We start from the raw sequence: 14,306 nt of genomic DNA, 5'->3' as shown, positions 1-14,306 counted from the left end.
ACGGCGGCCGGGGGCTGTACTTCTTCGACCCGGCCGGCCACGGCATGGAGATCATCACCCGCCCCTACGGCAACCGCTAGACGTCGGCCCCGTGCGAGTCTCCGAGCGGACGGCCCCGGACGGGCCCCGGCTTGGACGAAGCCGCCTATTGCCGGGCCGGACGGCAGCCGCCAGCATGGCGCCATGACCACCACCGCTGCGCCCCTGGTACGACGGCTGGCCGCGGAGGCGGTCGGTACGGCCGCGCTCGCCGCCGTCGTGGTCGGCTCGGGCATCCAGGCCGCCGCGCTGAGCCAGGACGGCGGGGTCCGGTTCCTGGCCAACGTCGGTGCCTCCGCGCTGGCCCTGGCCGTCCTGATCGAGCTGTTCGGCCCGCTCTCCGGCGGGCACTTCAACCCGCTGGTGACGGCCGGCGCGTGGTGGGCCGGCCGGCGCGACGGCAGCGGGCCGACGCTGCCCGAACTCGGCGGGTACGCCGCCGCGCAGCTGGCCGGCGCGGTCGCCGGGACGGGCCTGGCCAACGCGATGTTCGGGCGGCCGTTCGTCGAGCCCTCCGGACACGGCCGGGACGGCGGAGCGCTCTGGCTCGGCGAGGCGGTGGCCACCGGGACGCTGCTGCTGGTGGTCGCCGGGCTGACCGGCAGCGGACGCGGCCGCCTGGTGCCCGCCGCGGTCGGTCTCTGGGTCGCGGCGGCCTGCTGGGCCACCTCCTCCGGCGGGTTCGCCAATCCGGCGGTGACCCTGGGACGGGCGCTGACCGACAGCTACACCGGGATCGCGCCCGGCTCCGTCCCCGGCTTCGTGCTCGCCCAACTGGCCGGGGCGGTGGCCGCGCTGGCGCTGGGCGCGGTGCTGTTCACCCGCTCCGGACCGGTCCGGAGCGAGTCCGTGCCGGACGACGCGCGGGAGCTCGTCGCGGGCCGGTCCGCCGCGACCGGCTGAACCGCCGGCCGGCACCCGAGCACCCACCGCCGTTCAGCCCACGGCCCCACCGCCGTTCAGCCCACGGCACCCGCGGGCACGCGCTCGCGGCGCCGGGCGGCCCTGCCCCCGGTGTCTCCCCCGGGGCGCGGCCGGCGGCCCCGCCGGGTGGGCCAGAGCAGCACGTACGCGGCCGACAGCACCACGAAGGCCAGCCGGACGAAGCCGCGCGCCGAGTCGGAGGGGATCAGCAGCGTGCCGCCGTACAGCGCGGCCAGCGCGATCCAGCTCCACCACGGCACCAGCCGCTGCTGGCCGACCGCGTCCCAGAGCAGGGTGCCGAGCAGGATCGAGGCCGTGTAGTAGGTGTAGACGCTGGGGTCGAACAGGATCCGGGCGTCCGCGCCCAGCAGGACGACGGCCGGCCACCGGCCGCGCCACACCGCGATGCTGCCCAGCGCGAGGCCCAGGCCGAACTGCAGCGGCCGGTCCCACCACGGCGTGGTCGGGTCGGTCACCCCGAACCACCGCAGCGCCGAGGCCGGCTGGTTGGGGATGGTGAACTTGGCGGCCGCCACCGTGTCCAGGTCGCCCAGGTAGAACGGCAGCCAGGCGACGGCCACCAGCCCGGCGAACCACAGCGCCGTGCGCAGCCAGGCCGGCCGGGGCAGCGCCAGGATCAGCGGGGCGAAGGCCAGCGCCCAGGGCTTGGAGTCCACCGCCAGCGCCAGGTAGACGGCGACCTGGACGGCCCGGCCCCGGCTGAGCGCGTGCGCGGCGAGGGTGGTGAAGAAGAGTGCCAGCACGTCGTCCAGGTGCGCGAAGCGGACCGAGACCTCCACCCACATCGGGATGAACGCCAGCCCGGCGACCAGCAGCCGCTGCTGCAGCCGGCGGTGGTTGGTGCCGGTGCCCAGGTAGTACCAGGCGGCGGTGCGGCCGACCAGGACGAGCATCACCAGGCCGAGCCCGGCCATCGCGGCCTCGGCCACCAGCTGGCCGGTGTGCGCGGGGAACGGGCTGAAGAGCCGGGCGACGGCCAGGCTGACCGGACCGATCTGCAGTTCGGGGTGGTGGGCGTAGAGCGCGAGCCCGCCGTCGGTCTGGCCGCTGAAGAGCAGCTCCTCGCCCTGACGCAGGTAGTGCCAGGAGAAGCCGCCGCTGGGCTCGACCAGCAGGAACCAGAGGACCGTCCAGGCGACCAGCAGGACGTGGTGTCTGCGCACCGGCAGACCGGCGATCCGGCCGGTGGCGGCCTCGTAGTCGGTGGTGGACCGTGCCGACCGTGCTCCCCGCACCCCTGTACCTCTCCCGCGCCGAGCCCCCCTTCGGCCGGTCATCCTATGTGACCCGACGGAAACGACCGCGCCCCTGGGGTGTCCCTGGCAGGACACCCCAGGGGCGCGGTCGTCGGCCGGGCCGGGCGGACCCGGCGGTGCCGGGGCCCGGCGGGCCGGATGCCCGGGCTCGGCCCGGGCCGGGGTCAGCCCTGCTGGGCGGCCTTGCGGCGGCGGAGCAGTACGAGGGTGCCGGCGCCGACCGCGAGGACGGCGCCACCGGCGATGGCGATGCCGGTGGTGTCGTCACCGCCACCGGTCTGGGCCAGTGCCTTGTCGGCGTTGTCGGCCGCGTTCTTGGCCTTGGCGACGGCGGCCGGGGTGAGCTTCGGCGGCGTCACGGTCGGCACGGTCACCGGGAAGTCGATCGGCTCCTGGGCGCCGGTGCCGCCGGTGGACGGGGCGGAGGTGGTCGCACCGGTCGGCTGCGCGCTCGCCGAGGACGACGGGCTGGTCGACGCCGACGGGCTGGTCGACGCCGACGGGCTGGTCGACGCCGAGGTGGTGGCGGTGGGCGTCGCGGTGGCGGTGGCCGTGGGCGTCGCCGTGGCGGTCGCGGTGGGCGTGGCCGTGGCGGTCGCCGTGGGCGTCGCCGTAGCGGTCGCGGTGGGCGTCGCGGTGGCGGTGGCCGAGGGCGAGTGGCTGGGCGAGTGGCTCGGCGACTGGCTCGGCGACTGGCTCGGCGAGTGGCTCGGCGAGTGGCTGGGCGACGGGCTGCCGGTCGGCTTGCCGGTGGTCTGGCTGGCGGTCGGGCTCGGCTTGCCGCCCCCGGCCTTGATGGTGAAGCCGGCGCCGGTGATGCCGTCGCAGCTGAAGTGGCCGTTGCCGACGGGCTCGTGGGACTGGTCGTCGAGCTGCTCGGAGAAGACGACCGGCACCACGCCGGCCTTGCCGAGCGGGGCGTCCTTGGTGAACGAGGCGCGGACCTTGATGGAGACGTCCTTGCCGCGGTTCACCGCGAGCATCGCGTCGTCGGAGTCGGCCCCGCCGAGCAGGATGAGCACCGCGTCGTCGTCGGAGTCCCCGCCGCCGGGGGCGACCGAGCCGGGCAGCCAGGCGCCGCCGGGCAGCTGGTACTCGACCTTGAGGTCGCCGGCCTCCAGGCTGCCCGCGCGGTTCTTGAACTTGAGCAGCGGGTAGAACACGAAGTCGTGCCGGGTCGAGTTGTCGATCCGGAAGGTGAACTCCCGGGCGTCGCCGCCCGCGATGAAGGTGTCCGGCACCCCGCGCACGGAGAGGTCCAGGCTCTGGCGCGAGGACTTGTCGGCCTGCGGTGCCGCGGTGGCGGACGGGGAGCCGGTGGTGCCGACGGCGACGGCGCCCTGGGCACCGGCCAGCACCATCGAAGAGGCGAGGGCGGCGGCACCGGCGAGGGCGAAGCTGCGACGTATGGACATGGGCAAGGAAGACCTCACGGATGAGTCCGGGCGTGGCCCGGGAGCGCGGAAGGACTGGGTTGTCCGAACTGTGGTCCCCCCACGAAGCTGAAAGTCCGACGGAGACTACCGAAAGATCCAGCCAGATCGTAAGGCGGGTGCCACCCTTCGTGCACCACCCTGACCGGATACTGTCCGATTGGCCCAACTCCGTCACTCGGTAAGGCTTTTGTGCCCTACCGTCAGATGACCGCAGGGTGACCGGTACACGTCCGGAGCACCGCGTCCGACGGCGCCGCACTGGCGGGAAACCGCCGTCGGGCGGCCCTGCTCCCACGGACCGCCGCCGGAGCCGACCGGTCGGGCCTCCCCGCCCTCGTCGGAGAGGTCCGGCCGGTGGGTGGGCGTCAGCCCGCGAAGAAGGACTTGGCGGCGACCAGCGCCCGCTCGTCGTTCAGCACGTCGCCCGGCCGGGTGCCGTTGCCGAGCAGCGCGCCGCCCCAGCGCATGCCCATGTAGTCGGCGCAGAGCCGCAGGGTGGCGATCAGCGGGTCCGCCTTGTCCGGCTCGGTGGCCAGGGCGGTGACGGCCCAGATGGTGCCGCCGGAGAGCCGGGCGCGGAAGTCCGCCCCGGGCGCCCGCAGCCAGGCGGACCAGTGGTCGAGGTAGAGCTTGGCGCTGGTCGGCAGCGAGTACCAGTACACCGGGGCGACGAAGACCAGGTCGGTCGCGGCCAGGGTGGCGTCCAACAGGGTGCGTTCGTGGCCGGCCGGCTCGGGGAAGCCGCCGTCCTCACTGTGCCGGCGGTCCTCGAAGGGGGGCAGCGGGTGCTCGCTCAGCCGCAGCCACCGCTGCTCGGCACCGGGCGGCAGACTCGCCCCCGCGGCCAGCCGGGCCAGCTGTTCGGAGTTGCCGTCCGGGCGCGAACTGGCGTTCAGGAAGAGGAACGAACGCGGCGCAGCGGCGCCGGCGGTGTGCTCGGACATCAGGACCCCCGTGCGGATGGCGACAGAAGGCCCGAGCGTACGACAGCCCTCCGACGAGCCCGGCGGCGACTACTCCGGCAGGCCCGCCCGGCGGCGGGCGACGGCCGCGACGGCCGCCCAGTCCTTCTCGCCGTCACCGTGCGCCAGGGCGTCGAGGAAGGCGTCCCGCAGCGCGCTGCCGAAGGGCAGCGGCACGTGCGCCGCGGCGCCGGCGGTCAGCGCGAGATCGACGTCCTTGAGACCCAGCGGAAGCTTGAAACCGGCCGGTTCGTACCGGCGCTCGGCGACCATCGCCCCGTAACCGGAGTAGACCGGCCCGGGGAAGAGCGTGGCGGTGAGCATCTCGACCAGATCGGTCGGGCGGACGCCGTTGGCCTCGGCCAGGCTGCACGCCTCGGCCATCGACTCGATCGCGCAGGCCAGCAGGAAGTTGGCGCTGATCTTGGCGGTGTTGGCCTGGCGCGGGTGGTCGCCGAAGTGCCACGTCCGCCGCCCCATCGCGGCGAGCAGCGGTTCGGCCAGGGCGAGCGCCTCCGGGGCCCCGGCGGCCAGGATGTTCAGCTCGCCGGCCGCCGCCACCGGGGGCCGGCCGAGGACCGGCGCGGCGACGTAGCCGATGCCGTGCTCGGCGTGCAGGGCCTCGGCCCGCTCCGCGAGCGCCACCGAGACCGTGGCCATGTTGACGTGCAGGGTGGCCCGGGCGCCGGCCAGCAGGGCCGGATCGAGCAGCAGCCGCTCGAACGCGGCGTCGTCGGCGAGCATGGAGACCACCGCCTCGGCGGCGAACGCACCGGCCGGCCCGTCGGCCGCCTCGGCGCCCCGGTCGACCAGCGCGGCCACCGGCCCGGGCGAGCGGTTCCAGACCCGCACCCGGTACCCGGCCCGCAGCAGGCTGGCGGCCATGCCCTGCCCCATCGCGCCGAGCCCCACGAAGCCGACCGTCGTCACTGCCATCGCCCACTCCCGTCGTCGCCGCCCGGCGGACCGCGCCACGGACCGCCGGGCCGGAGCCACCGGTACGGCGAACCGGGCACGTCGAAGCGGGCGGGCCGGTCCGACAATGCCGTCGGACCACGATCCATGCCGTCCCGACTGTACGTCAGCCCGTCGCCCCGGCCGTGCTCAGGCGCACGCGTGCTCCGGCAACCGGGCCCGGCCCGACTCCAGTTCGGCGACGACCCGGTGGCGCAGCAGTTCGTACTGGGCCTGGAGCCGGCCCGGGCGCTGCGGGCGGGCGACCGGCCGGCCGGGGCCGACCCGCTCGTCGGGGCCGAACTGCTCGCGGGTGAGGTCGATCTCGAAGCCGGTCGCGAACCGGTTCCACCAGTGCAGGTCCGTCCGGACACCGCCGACGTGCACCTCGCCCATCATGAGCTCGCCGCCGAGCAGGTCGTGCAGGACCATCGCGGTGACCCCGCACTGGCCGCGGGCGGGATTGTCGGGATGCCAGTGGGCCAGGTCCTCGGGCGCACAGGTGTCGACACCCCAGGAGGAGCGGATCGCACGTTCGATGTCGTTGAGGGTCCACGCCGTCATAGCGGGAAGCCTGCCACGCCCCACTGACAGCGGCACGGGCTTTTCAGTGGGCCACCCCGTGTTCTGCGGTGACCTTCTCGATCTTCACCCGTACGAGCAGCTCGCCGGGGACGCCGTTACGGGCGCCGTACTGCTCGGCGAGTTCCTCGCCCATGTACCGGGCGGCGATCCGGGTGGCCCAGTCGCGCACCTCGGGCAGATCGTCGCTCAGCCGGGCGGTGCCCTGGACGAGGGCGTAGGAGAAGGGCGGCCGGTCGTCGTCCACGCAGAGCATCACCCGGCCGTCGCGGGCCAGCGTGCGGCCCTTCACCGTGCCGGCGCCGGTGTTGAACACGATCTCGTCGCCGTCCAGCAGGAACCAGACCGGCGCGACGTGCGGGCGACCGTCGGCCCGGGTGGTGGCGATCTTGGCGGTACGGGTGCCGGCGGCGAGGAAGGCGCGCCACTCGGTCTCGGTCATGTGAGGCATGCGCCCATCCTGACCGCTGCGGTGCTCCGGCGCACCGGGTTCCCGGGGTGACCGGGGTGACCGGGTGACCGGGTTCCCGGGTTCCGGGGCGGATGTGCCGGGCGCGGGCGGGCGGCGGGCAGCGGCGCGCGGGCATGCCGGCGCACCGGAGCGGTCGGGGGTCCGCTCCGGTGCACCGCGTCGCGTCGGGCGTGCGCGCCCGCCGGGCGCTACTTGCCGAGCGCCGCGACGCCCGCCTGGGCGAACTGCTCGTCCAGGTCGCCGCTGGGCGCGCCCGCGACGCCGATGCCCGCGATCGGCGCGCCCTTGGCCTGCACCGGGGCGCCGCCGGCCAGGAACAGCGTGCCCGGGATGTCCTTGAGGTTCGGCGCCTGCGCCAGCCGCTTGGCCAGCTCGGAGGTCGGCGCGTTCCAGGAGACCGCCGTGAACGCCTTGCGCTCGGCGGACTCCGGCGACTGCGGGCCGGCGCCGTCACCCTTGAGCAGCACCCGGGTGATGCCGTCGCGGTCCACCACCGCGACCGTGACGTGCTGGCCGGCCTTGGTGGCCGCGTCCAGGGTGGCCTGGGCGGCCTTGGTGGCGGCCTCGATGGTCAGGCCGGTGGTCTGGGTGAGGTTCTTGTTCTGGGTGTCGGCCTTCACCGCGGCGGCGGCCGGGGCCTCGGTGGTGTCCGCACTGGCCGAGACGGCGCCGACGGTGGCGGTGGCCAGCGCGGCGGCGGCGACGGTACCGGTCAGCACACGGGTACGCAGGGAGGTCTTCTTCATGGTCGGGCTCCTCGTCGGATCGGTCGGTGCCACGGCCGGGATCTGGGGGCCAGGTCGGGCTCGGCGGCTTCGGTACCGATCCTCCGGCCGCCGGGCCCCCGGGCACATCGACGGTCCGGCGGCCGCTCGCGCGCAGGATGGAGGACGGTCCCGTCAACCGATCGGCTGATGCGCGGCCCGGTCGGACGGGTCACCATCGAGGGATCGGACCAGGTCAGCGCGGTGGGCCGGAGTGCCGACCGCAGAGAGCCGCCCGCAGAGCGGCGACCGCAGAGTGGAAGGAGCCGCCCCGTGCCGCAGGACCGTCCCGCCGGCGGCGAACCGGCCACCGGCGCCACCGCCCCGGCCCCCGCGGGCCCGGCGGCAACCCCCGACCCGGCGGTCCCGACGAACCCGCCGGGACCGGCGAACCCGCCCGACCCGGCGGACCTCTCCGGCCCCGGGGCCGACAACCCGGACGACGGCCGGCTGGCCGTCCTGCTCGACTCCGCCTTCCTGCTGCTGCTCGCCACCTCGCTCAGCCGCTACCTCAGCCACCACCCCGGCAACCCCCGCATCCCCTGGGTGATCGGCCTCGGCCTCGCCCTGGCCGTCGCCCAGCCGGTCGGCTCCTGGCTGGCCCACCGCCGCCCGCCCGCCCCCGGGCGCCGGCGCAGGCTCTGGCCGCTGGCCCTGGTGGTCGCCCTCTGGGTCGTCCTGGTGCTGGTCGCGCCGAGCTTCGCCTGGTGCGCCGTCCCGCTGGTCTACACCGCCCTGCGCACGCTGCCCGCCCGGGCGGCGATCCCGCTGGTGGCCGCGCTCACCCTGCTGGTGGTGATCGGCGAGGTCCGGCTGCCGGGCGGGGTGGACGCCAACCTGGTGCTGCTGCCGCCAGCCGTGGCGGCGCTCGCCACCGCCGTCTTCCTGTACATGGAACGGCAGGCCGAGCGGCAGCGGGCGCTGATCGCGGACCTCGTCCGCACCCGGCGCGAACTCGCCGCCACCGAGCGCCGGGAGGGCACTCTGGCCGAGCGCGAACGGCTGGCCATGGAGATCCACGACACCCTGGCGCAGGGGTTGTCCAGCCAGCAGATGCTGCTGCAGGCCGCCGACCGCACCTGGGAGGCCGACCCGGCGACCGCCCGCACCCATGTCCGGACCGCCGCCGAGGTGGCGGCCCGCAACCTCGCCGAGGCCCGCCGCTTCGTCCACGACCTCGCGCCCGCCGAACTCGCCGACGGGCGCACCCTCGACCAGGCGCTGCGCTCGCTCGCCGAGCGGGAGTCCGCCGAGAGCGGGCTGCCGGTCCGGTTCCACCTGGACGGCGCCCCGGTGCCGCTGCCCGCCGCCGCGCAGTCCGCGCTGCTGCGGATCGCCCAGGGCGCGCTGGCCAACGTCCGGGAGCACGCCGGGGCCTCGGCCGCCGCGCTGACCCTGTCCTTCCTCGGCGACCAGGCCGTCCTGGACGTCGCCGACGACGGCCGGGGTTTCCGGCCCGCCCGGCCGGGCGGCGGCTCCGGCGCGCCGGAGCCCGGCAGCGGCGGGCGCGGTCACGGTCTGCCCGCGATGCGGGCGCGGCTCCGCCAGCTCGGTGGCACGCTGACCGTCGAGAGCACCCCCGGCGAGGGCACCGTCGTCTCCGCCGCGATCCCGCTGGAGCCCCGACGAATCCCCCTGGAGCCCCGATGAGCACCGCCCCCTCGACCCCGCCGGTGCGGCTGCTGGTCTGCGACGACCACGCCGTGGTCCGGGCCGGCCTGCTGGCGCTGCTGGCCAGCGCCGGTGACATCGAGGTGGTCGGCGAGGCGAGCACCGGCGAGGAGGCGGTCGCCCTGGCCGGTGCGCTGGCGCCGCAGGTCGTGCTGATGGACCTCCAGCTCGGCGAGGGGATCGACGGCGTCGAGGCCACCCGGCGGATCACCGCCGCACCGGGCGCGCCGCACGTCCTGGTCCTCACCACCTACGACACCGACGCCGACATCACCCGGGCGATCGGGGCGGGCGCCACCGGCTACCTGCTGAAGGCCGAACGGCCCGAGGAGCTGTTCGCGGCGGTGCACGCGGCCGCGCGCGGCCGGACCGTGCTGTCACCGCCGGTCGCCTCCCGGGTGATGGCTCAGATGCGGGCCCCCGTACCGCAGTTGACCGAGCGTGAGCAGGAGATCCTGGCGCAGCTCGGACAGGGGCTCGGCAACCGGGAGATCGCCCGGGCGCTGTTCATCAGCGAAGCCACCGTGAAGACCCATCTGGGCCGGATCTACGACAAGTTGGGCGTGGACACCAGGGCCGGCGCGGTGGCCGTGGCCAAGGAGCGCCGGCTGCTGCGCTGAGCGCCCGTCCGGTGCCGCTGCGTGCCCGTCCCGCCCCGGAGTGTCGGATTCCGCGCCGCCGGGTGCCCCGCTCCCGAGTGTCGGATTCCCGGCCCCGGGAGCCTCGCCCCGGGCCCTCCGTTCGCCCGGACGGGTGAGGCAGGAGACCCTGGCCACCCTCCTCCGACACCGTTTCCTTACGCACCCGGAGCACCCGCGCCGGAGTCGGCACGCCCCGGCACCCGGCCGCTGACGGCGCACCGCCCACCTGCGTCCCACCCTCGGCCCGGCCTCGGGCTGCCCGAACACGCCCGCCGGAATGTGGATGTTTCGTGGAACTCTCTATTGACAAACCAACCACTCGGTTTGTTAGCGTGGAGATCAACGACGCCTCCGGTGGTGGGGCCTCGCCGGGGTCTGTGCGAACCATCCTCGCCGGAGGGTGGCTGCCAGGGGGGTGCGGCGGGGGACCGGAGAGTCGGGGGGTACGGCGCGCCGATGCCGTGTGCGGAGAAGGCGCGGAGCGAGTCCGGGGGGACTCGCTCCGCGCCTTCTCAACACCCACCGTCCCAGGTCAGCCCAGGTCAGCCCAGGGCGCTCCAGAACGGACAGCGGATCTCCGGCAGTGCCGCCGATCCGCCTACCGCGTACGGGACTTCGGGACCGCCGGGCGCGCCCCGCACCGGCTCCGAACGGGCCACCCCCGGCGAGGTCGCGGTCAGCCGGGCCTCGCCCAGGACACCGAACTCCAGCGCCAGCCGGTAGCCGTCCGGCGTGACCGCGGCGACTCCGGGCAGCTCGCGACAGGCGTTCACCGAGGTGATGGTCCAGCCGCGCCGCCGCCACCCCGCCTCCACCATGGCCGGCAACTCGCCCCGCCGGGCGCCCGAGATGATCGTGACGATGTCCCGGCCGCGGCCGACGTACCACTGGACGCCGCCGTCGGCCGGTCCGGAGCCCGGCGGCGGCAGCCGCGCACCCGCGCGGGGCGCGGCGTACCGCCAGGACAGCGCCGGCCGGACGGCGTCCAGCGTCCGCTGCAGCAGCCACTCACAGCGTTCGCCGGCGGCCGCCTGGTCCACGACCGTCCGCGCGGGCCGCGCGAACGGCCCGGCGGGCTCCGGGCACCGGGGACCGGCCGGGTTCTCGACGTTCACTTCGGTTCCACCTGACTGCACCGGGCCCTCCGCGCTTCTCCCGGTGTTCGGCCCGGGAAGGGATTGCGTCACTCCGTGGACGGCGTGCCGAACCGGCACAGTTCCCCGCCCCGCCCGACACGCCGGACCGGCCCGGGCGACCGCCCTGCCCGGCCGCGCCGAACCGGCACCGGACACCTCGTGGCCTTCGAGCAGTCCGAGGCCTTCACCACCACGGTCCGCACCTTCCTCGCCGCCGCGCGACCCGGCAGTGACCTGCGTCACATTCACGGCCGCCGCCGTCACATTCCCGGCGTCCGATCCGCTCAGAGGGTGTCGCGAACGAACGCCACCCCTCACAGACAGGAGGCAGCCGCAGATGAAGCTCACCATCCTCGCCGCCACCGGCGGCATCGGACGACACCTGCTCACCCAGGCCGTCGCGGCCGGCCACGACGTCACCGTCGTGGTCCGCACCCCGGCCAGGCTGGCCGACCCGGCCGGGAGCGGCCGCGCCCCGGCCGGCGTCCGGGTCGTCCGCGCCGATCTGGCCGTCGCCGAGCCGGCCGAACTGCAATCCGCGGTCGCCGGCTCGGACGCCGTCCTCTCCGGCCTCGGCGCCCGGTCCAGCGCCGAGGCCGGTGTCGCCTGGCGCGGCACCCGGGCGGTCATCACCGCGATGCGCGAGGTGGGCGCCCGGCGCCTGATCGTGGTCAGCGCGGCCCCGATCGGTGCCGTCCCCTCCCCCGCCCGCCCGCGGCCGCCCCGGCACGACCCGGGCGACGGCTTCTTCATGCGCCACCTCGCCGCCCCGCTCACCCGGGCGGCCCTGCGCACGCACTACGCCGACCTGGCCCGGATGGAGGACGAGATCCGCGCCGGCGGGCTGGACTGGACGATCGTCCGCCCGCCCCGGCTCACCGACCGGCCGCTCACCCGGGACTACCGGACGGCGTACGGGCGCAACCTCCGCCGCGGCCTGTCGGTCGCCCGCGCCGATGTCGCCCACTGCATGCTCGGCCTGGTCGACCGGCCCGATTCGGTCCACCGGACCGTCGGCATCGCCGACTGACCGGGGCCCCACCCCTGTTCCCGACCCATCGTCAGACCCCCGGCCGAACTCCGCCGACCGCTCCGGCCGGCGGGCCCACGACGGATTGCGACGGCGCGCCCGATGAACGACAACGACTTCCTGGCCCGGCGGTTCGAGCAGCACCGCCCCCATCTGCGGTCGGTGGCCTACCGGATGCTCGGCTCCCTGAGCGAGGCCGAGGACGCCGTCCAGGAGACCTGGTTCCGGCTCAGCCGCTCCGACGCCTCCCGCGTCGACAACCTGCCCGGCTGGCTGACCACCGTCGTCGGCCGGGTCTGCCTGGACCTGCTCCGCTCCCGCACCGCCCGGCGCGAGGCCCCGCTGGACACCCATGTGCCCGACCCGGTGATCGCACGCGCGGACACCGCCGACCCCGAACAGGCCGCGCTGCTGGCCGACTCGGTGGGCCTGGCCATGCTGGTGGTGCTGGACACCCTGCCGCCGGCCGAACGGCTCGCCTTCGTCCTGCACGACATGTTCGCGGTGCCGTTCGAGGAGCTCGCCCCGATCGTCGACCGCACCCCGGCCGCCACCCGCCAGCTCGCCAGCCGGGCCCGCCGCCGGGTCCGGGGCGCGGCCGCCCCGGAGACCGACCTCACCCGCCAGCGGGTCGTCGTCGACGCCTTCCTCGCGGCCTCCCGCAGCGGTGACTTCGACGCCCTGGTCGCCCTGCTCGACCCGGACATCACCCTGCGCGCCGACGTCGGCGCCACCGGGGCCGGCGGCTTCCCCGGCATCCAGCACCTCGTCCACGGCGCGCCCGACGTCGCCCGGCAGGCGCTGCTCTTCCGCGGTCTGGCACCCTTCGCCCGCCCGGCCCTGATCAACGGCGCGCTCGGCCTGGTCACCGCCCCCGACGGCCGGCTCTTCTCCGTCCTGGCGCTGACCGTCGTGAACGACCGCATCACCGAGATCAACCTGCTCGCCGACCCCGACCGCCTTCGCGACCTCCCCGTCCCGCCGCTCTGAGCGGGGCCACCGGAGGAAGAGCAGGAGCAGGAGCAGCAGGAAGAGCAACAGGAAAGAGCAGCACACTTCACCGTCGCCCGCAAGACCCGTGACAGAACGTCCGATAATCGATCCTGTCGGGAACAGGAACTGATCGGTCGTCAGTTCACGGAGAGAGCGGGCCCACTCGTACCGCCAGCCCCGTTCGACCCGAATGAACGACCAGGAGACGATCGTGCGCATACTCTTCACCGGCCCGGCCGCGCCCAGCCACCTCTTCCCGATGGTGCCGACCGCGCAGGCCCTGCGCGCAGCCGGACACGAGGTCCTGTTCGCCAGCCCGAAGCCGATGGACCAGCTCCGGCAGGCCGGCTTCCCGATAGCCGAGATCGGCGACGGCCGGCCACTCCGGGAGGCCTTCGAGGAGGCCACCGGCGAGGAGGCCCGGTACTCCAGGCCGGACCTGGACCAGGACCAGATCTTCGACATGGCCGCCGCCGCCTTCGCCCACGCCTCCCGCTCCACCGTGGACGACCTGCTCGCCGTCGCCGGCGCGTGGGAGCCCGACCTGCTGATCCACGACTCCTGCCTGGCCTCCGCCCAGCTGGTCGCGGCCAAGCTCAAGATCCCGGCGGCGCTCCAGAACTTCGGCCTCACCTCCGGCCTCGACCTGGCCGGCCGGCTGGCCACCCACTTCACCGACGTCTACGAGGCGCACGGCGTGGCCGGCCCCGCCGAGACCACCCCGCTGGACATCGTCCCGGCCTCGCTCGGCGGCGACGGGGGCGGCCTGCGGATGCGCTACCTCCCCTACAACGGCGGCGGTGTCGTCCCCGGCGACCTGCTGCGCCGCGGCACCCGGCCGCGGGTCGCCGTCACCCTGGGCACCGTGGTCGCCGAGATGGACGGCGTGCACGCCATCAGCCGGCTGATCGAGGCCGCCGCCGGGGTCGACGCCGAGTTCCTGCTCGCCGTCGGCGAGGCCGACCTCAGCCACCTCGGTCCGCTCCCGGCCAACGTCCGCCCGCTGCCCTGGGTCCCGCTCGCGGAGCTGCTGCGCGTCTGCGACGCCGTGGTCCACCACGGCGGCTCCGGCAGCACGCTCACCGGTCTGCAGGCCGGGGTGCCCCAGCTGCTCCTCCCCCAGGGCGCCGACAACTTCGCCGTCGCCGACATCCTCACCGCCACCGGGGCCGCCCTGCGCTCGGCCTCGGCCGACGTGGACACCGCCCTGCTCACCCGCCTCGTCGAGGACCCGGCGCTGCGCGACGCCGCCGCCCGCCTCCGGGCCGACAACGAGGCCCTCCCCACCCCGGCCGCCCTCGTCCCCGACATCGAGGCCCTCGCCGCTGCCCCGCGCTGACCCGGCCCTCCCCGCGGGGTCGGCCCCGCCCCCCGCGGGGGGTGCCGGCGGCGGCGCGGGCCGCGGGCGGACCCGCGGGGGCCCCC

At 75.5% G+C, this 14,306-nt stretch carries 14 protein-coding genes and 1 pseudogene; 7 read left to right on the top strand and 8 right to left on the bottom strand.

Annotation, left to right across the window (positions count from 1 at the left end; genetic code table 11):
• Together ABT263_RS37200 and ABT263_RS37195 are read left to right on the top strand one after the other, a co-directional pair.
• Window positions 1-80, top strand: a pseudogene (locus ABT263_RS37200) (VOC family protein); the annotation flags it as partial.
• 103 nt (window positions 81-183) lie between these two features.
• On the top strand, window positions 184-942 hold the full coding sequence (locus ABT263_RS37195) for an aquaporin (protein ID WP_352297925.1): 759 nt from the start codon (window positions 184-186) through the stop codon (window positions 940-942).
• Between the two features lie 56 nt (window positions 943-998).
• Here the strand turns inward: ABT263_RS37195 and ABT263_RS37190 are convergent, their stop codons facing one another.
• From ABT263_RS37190 to ABT263_RS37160, 7 genes are all read right to left on the bottom strand, one after another.
• A complete protein-coding gene (locus tag ABT263_RS37190) occupies window positions 999-2,219 on the bottom strand; it encodes a hypothetical protein (protein WP_502885929.1) in 1,221 nt (406 codons plus the stop codon).
• 185 nt (window positions 2,220-2,404) lie between these two features.
• The gene (locus ABT263_RS37185; RefSeq protein WP_352297923.1) at window positions 2,405-3,655 is read right to left on the bottom strand and encodes an LPXTG cell wall anchor domain-containing protein; all 1,251 of its coding nucleotides are present in this window, start codon (window positions 3,653-3,655) and stop codon (window positions 2,405-2,407) included.
• A gap of 386 nt (window positions 3,656-4,041) precedes the next feature.
• On the bottom strand, window positions 4,042-4,620 hold the full coding sequence (locus tag ABT263_RS37180) for a flavodoxin family protein (protein WP_329488685.1): 579 nt from the start codon (window positions 4,618-4,620) through the stop codon (window positions 4,042-4,044).
• Window positions 4,621-4,689: 69 nt separating this feature from the next.
• Window positions 4,690-5,574, bottom strand: coding sequence for an NAD(P)-dependent oxidoreductase (locus tag ABT263_RS37175; protein WP_352297920.1), 885 nt, complete (start codon window positions 5,572-5,574; stop codon window positions 4,690-4,692).
• A gap of 168 nt (window positions 5,575-5,742) precedes the next feature.
• Entirely contained in the window at window positions 5,743-6,156 is a 414-nt protein-coding gene (locus tag ABT263_RS37170) for a YunG family protein (RefSeq protein ID WP_329488687.1), read from the bottom strand.
• 43 nt (window positions 6,157-6,199) lie between these two features.
• On the bottom strand, window positions 6,200-6,616 hold the full coding sequence (locus ABT263_RS37165) for a PPOX class F420-dependent oxidoreductase (RefSeq protein WP_329492168.1): 417 nt from the start codon (window positions 6,614-6,616) through the stop codon (window positions 6,200-6,202).
• Window positions 6,617-6,834: 218 nt separating this feature from the next.
• Window positions 6,835-7,392: a GlcG/HbpS family heme-binding protein gene (locus ABT263_RS37160; RefSeq protein WP_352297917.1), complete on the bottom strand. Its 558-nt coding sequence runs from the start codon at window positions 7,390-7,392 to the stop codon at window positions 6,835-6,837.
• A 468-nt stretch (window positions 7,393-7,860) separates the two neighbouring features.
• Here ABT263_RS37160 and ABT263_RS37155 point away from each other — a divergent pair, with 468 nt between their 5' ends.
• Both ABT263_RS37155 and ABT263_RS37150 read left to right on the top strand, forming a co-directional pair.
• Window positions 7,861-9,060, top strand: a complete 1,200-nt coding sequence (locus ABT263_RS37155) for a sensor histidine kinase (protein WP_352297928.1) — start codon at window positions 7,861-7,863, stop codon at window positions 9,058-9,060.
• The gene (locus ABT263_RS37150; RefSeq protein WP_352297915.1) at window positions 9,057-9,701 is read left to right on the top strand and encodes a response regulator; all 645 of its coding nucleotides are present in this window, start codon (window positions 9,057-9,059) and stop codon (window positions 9,699-9,701) included. Before ABT263_RS37155 ends, ABT263_RS37150 begins: the two co-directional genes overlap by 4 nt.
• 563 nt (window positions 9,702-10,264) lie before the next feature.
• Here ABT263_RS37150 and ABT263_RS37145 read toward each other — a convergent pair.
• On the bottom strand, window positions 10,265-10,837 hold the full coding sequence (locus ABT263_RS37145) for a hypothetical protein (protein WP_352297913.1): 573 nt from the start codon (window positions 10,835-10,837) through the stop codon (window positions 10,265-10,267).
• A gap of 358 nt (window positions 10,838-11,195) precedes the next feature.
• Here ABT263_RS37145 and ABT263_RS37140 point away from each other — a divergent pair, with 358 nt between their 5' ends.
• From ABT263_RS37140 to ABT263_RS37130, 3 genes are all read left to right on the top strand, one after another.
• Window positions 11,196-11,888 carry an NAD(P)-dependent oxidoreductase gene (locus tag ABT263_RS37140; RefSeq protein ID WP_329488692.1) on the top strand — a complete coding sequence of 231 codons (693 nt, stop codon included), beginning with the start codon at window positions 11,196-11,198 and terminating at the stop codon, window positions 11,886-11,888.
• A gap of 102 nt (window positions 11,889-11,990) precedes the next feature.
• Window positions 11,991-12,878 (top strand): RNA polymerase sigma factor SigJ, encoded by an 888-nt coding sequence (gene sigJ, locus ABT263_RS37135; protein WP_352297911.1) that lies wholly within the window; start codon window positions 11,991-11,993, stop codon window positions 12,876-12,878.
• A 214-nt stretch (window positions 12,879-13,092) separates the two neighbouring features.
• Window positions 13,093-14,220 (top strand): nucleotide disphospho-sugar-binding domain-containing protein, encoded by a 1,128-nt coding sequence (locus ABT263_RS37130; protein ID WP_329488695.1) that lies wholly within the window; start codon window positions 13,093-13,095, stop codon window positions 14,218-14,220.
• Window positions 14,221-14,306: the final 86 nt, after the last annotated feature.

It is taken from the genome of Kitasatospora sp. NPDC001603 (assembly GCF_040298365.1).
Taxonomy (GTDB): domain Bacteria; phylum Actinomycetota; class Actinomycetes; order Streptomycetales; family Streptomycetaceae; genus Kitasatospora.
Note: the sequence above shows the minus strand (reverse complement) of the source record. Positions and strands in the feature narration are given on the sequence as shown.